This is a genomic window from Mycobacterium sp., from assembly GCF_035603715.1.
Taxonomy (GTDB): domain Bacteria; phylum Actinomycetota; class Actinomycetes; order Mycobacteriales; family Mycobacteriaceae; genus Mycobacterium.
In genome coordinates this window covers 1-3,515 of the sequence record NZ_DATNJW010000654.1, presented here as the reverse complement: position 1 = coordinate 3,515, position 3,515 = coordinate 1, and the positions used below count along the sequence as shown (strand labels likewise).

The 3,515-nt window shown below is 65.9% G+C and carries 3 protein-coding genes; 2 read left to right on the top strand and 1 reads right to left on the bottom strand.

The genetic code is table 11. The features are described from left to right. Positions 1–238, bottom strand: a 238-nt coding sequence (locus VN856_RS26445) for a FeoA family protein (RefSeq protein ID WP_325694836.1), incomplete at its 3' end; no start/stop codon positions are given. A gap of 195 nt (positions 239–433) precedes the next feature. On the opposite strand from VN856_RS26445, the gene mutA reads away from it, so the two are divergent. Beyond that, on the top strand, positions 434–2,314 hold the full coding sequence (gene mutA, locus VN856_RS26440) for a methylmalonyl-CoA mutase small subunit (protein WP_325694834.1): 1,881 nt from the start codon (positions 434–436) through the stop codon (positions 2,312–2,314). Between the two features lie 5 nt (positions 2,315–2,319). Next, positions 2,320–3,515, top strand: a 1,196-nt coding sequence (locus VN856_RS26435) for a methylmalonyl-CoA mutase family protein (protein WP_325694832.1), incomplete at its 3' end; no start/stop codon positions are given.

The following is a 3,515-nucleotide window of genomic DNA, read 5'->3' as shown; positions in this document are numbered from 1 at the left end:
GGCGCAGACACAGCTCGGTGTCCTGCACGCGATAGATGGTCGGGTCACCAAGTGGTGCCCGGCGGATCACATCGACCCGGGCGTTCGCGCGAAAGCCCAACTGCCCCAGCCGGTTCGCGACCATCGGATTGGCCTGGGCGGCGGTGCCCACCACGGTTGCCCGCGTTCCGGGTGTCAGCTGGGCAAGCACGATCACCGAGCCGGTTTGATCGCCTGCGCCCTGCGGTCGAGTACGCATGATCGCCCTAACGTTAGCCGCTCTACCTTAGTAAGGTACTCCTCACCTGGGCGGGTCGTTGTGCCTCGTCAGACCCGGTCGCCGCAGGTTGTGCGGTCACGCGACCGAGCATCATTTAGCCTGGTGGTCGGGTGACAGACCAGTGCCGGGTTGTCACATCCTGGACCTGGCACGTACTGAGATGGGGAGCCGCCGGTGTCAGTCGATGTGTCCGCTGAACCTGCCGATCTCGAGCAGGCCCGCGCCAGATGGCGCACGGCGGTGGCCGGGGTCCTGGCCAAGAGCACACGGCGCCAAGCCGACGAACTCGGTCCGGAGCCCGAGCAGATGCTGGAAACCCCGACCTACGAGGCGGTCGCGATCCGGGCGCTCTACACCGCGCTCGACGAGCTGCCCGAGCCGCCGCTGCCGGGCGAGTGGCCCTACCTGCGTGGTGCCGACGCATTGCGCGACGTCAAGTCCGGGTGGAGGGTCACCGAAGCCATTCCGGCCAACCGGGTGGTCGGGGTGGCCGCGGAGGAGGTCAACTCCGCGGTGCTCGCCGCGCTCACCGAGGGTGTCAGCGCGCTATTGGTGCGGGTGGGGGAGTCCGGTGTGTTGCCCGCACAGCTGGAGAAGGTGTTCGAAGGCGTTTATCTGAGCATGGCGCCGGTGATTCTCGATGCCGGCGCTGATTACCAGGCCGCCGGCGATGCCTTGCTCGAATTGGTCAGCCGCGTCGAGCCCGATCAGCGGGCAATCCTGTCGATCGACCTGGGGGCCGACCCACTCACTGCGGCGCTCAGCGAGCGTCCCGCGCCCGAGTTGCGGGAAGTCGTCAGCATGGCAACGCGGCTGGCCGACGACCACGGTGTGCGAGCGATCACCGTCGACGGGCCCGCGTTCCACAATCTCGGCGCCAACGCGACGTGGGAGCTCGCCGGCAGCATCGCCGCCGCGGTGGCCTACCTGCGGGTGCTCACCGAATCCGGCCTGCCGGTGGCCAAGGCCTTGGCGCAGATCAGTTTCCGGCTGGCCGCCGACGACGATCAATTTCTGACGATCGCCAAAATCAGGGCGCTGCGACGGCTGTGGGCGCGAGTCGCGGAGGTTGTCGGCGATCCTGACCGCGGTGCGGCCGTCGTCCATGCCGAAACGTCGCTGCCGATGATGACGCAACGCGACCCCTGGGTGAACATGCTGCGCACCACGCTGGCCTCCTTCGGGGCCGGTGTCGGCGGCGCGGACACCGTGCTGGTGTTCCCCTTCGACGTCGCGATCGAAGGCGGATTCCCGGGTATGGCCGCCAGTTTCGCGCGCCGAATGGCACGCAATATCCAGCTACTGCTGCTCGAGGAGTCACACGTCGGCCGGATCCTGGATCCGGCGGGCGGGTCGTGGTTCGTCGAGGACCTCACCGACCAATTGGCCAACCAAGCCTGGCAGACCTTTCAAACCGTCGAGCAGCACGGCGGCTTCGTCGACGCGCATGACTACATCGCCGGCCAGATCGCTGAGATCGCCGCCCGGCGCACCGACGACATCGCCCACCGCAAGACGGCGATCACCGGCGTCAACGAATATCCGAATCTTACCGAACCAGCTCTGCCACAGAGTGATTCGTCATATTCTCCGCTCGCGGCGGGCAAACTCATCCGCTACGCCGCGCAGTTCGAAGCGCTGCGCGACCGTTCCGATGCCTACCTTGCCCGCACCGGCTCGCGCCCACAGGCGCTGCTGTTGCCGCTGGGTCCGCTGGCCGAACACAACATCCGTACGACCTTCGCGTCAAACCTGCTTGCCTCCGGCGGCATCGAGGCGGTCAACCCGGGGACCGTCGATGCCGACGGTATCGCCAAAGCGGTCACCGACGCGGGGTCACCGGCGGTGGCAGTGCTGTGCGGCACTGACACTCGTTACGGCACCGAGGCGCCCGCAGTCGTCGATGCGGCCCATAACGCGGGGGTGTCCCACGTCTGTCTGGCCGGGCCGCAGAAAGCGGTGGCCGGCGCAGATCACCAACCCGATGAGTTTCTGACCGCGAAAATCAATGCGGTGGAGGCTCTTTCACATCTGCTCGACCGGTTGGGGGCTTAGCCGCGATGACGACCACCACGCCTGTAGTAGGCAGCTTCGCCGATGTACCGCTGCACAGTGACCGCAGCGTGGCGCAACCGACCGAAGACGCAGTGCAAGAGCACGTTGCGGCGGCTGCGGCCGCGCACTGGTACACACCCGACCAACTGGTGTGGCACACACCGGAAGACATCGACGTCAAACCGGTGTACATCGCCGCCGACCGGGCCGCTGTCGAGTCCGGCGGATATCCGCTGAACACCTTCCCGGGCGAGCCGCCCTTCGTCCGCGGCCCCTATCCGACGATGTATGTCAACCAGCCCTGGACGATCAGGCAGTACGCCGGGTTCTCCACGGCCGCGGAGTCCAACGCGTTCTACCGGCGCAACCTCGCCGCCGGACAAAAAGGTCTATCGGTGGCCTTCGACCTCGCCACCCACCGCGGGTACGACTCGGACCATCCGCGCGTGCAAGGCGACGTTGGAATGGCCGGTGTGGCAATCGATTCCATCCTCGATATGCGTCAGCTGTTCGACGGGATCGACCTGTCGTCGGTGTCGGTGTCGATGACGATGAACGGCGCCGTGCTGCCGATCCTGGCGCTGTATGTGGTGGCCGCCGAGGAGCAGGGGGTGCCGCCGGAGAAGCTGGCCGGCACCATCCAGAACGACATCCTCAAAGAATTCATGGTGCGCAACACCTACATCTATCCACCGAAGCCCTCGATGCGCATCATCTCCGACATCTTCGCCTATACCAGCGCCAAGATGCCGAAATTCAACTCCATCTCCATCTCCGGCTATCACATCCAAGAAGCCGGTGCTACAGCCGATTTGGAGCTCGCCTACACGCTTGCCGACGGTGTCGACTACATCAAGGCGGGCCTGGACGCCGAGCTCGACATCGACAAGTTCGCGCCCCGGCTGTCCTTCTTCTGGGGCATCGGCATGAACTTCTTCATGGAGGTGGCCAAGCTGCGGGCCGGCCGGCTGCTGTGGAGCGAGCTGGTCGCGCAGTTCAACCCCAAGAGCGCGAAATCGCTGTCGCTGCGTACACATTCACAGACTTCCGGCTGGTCGCTGACGGCTCAGGATGCGTTCAACAACGTCGCGCGCACCTGCATCGAGGCGATGGCCGCCACCCAGGGCCACACCCAGTCGCTGCACACCAACGCACTGGACGAAGCGCTGGCGCTGCCCACCGATTTCTCGGCCCGCATCGC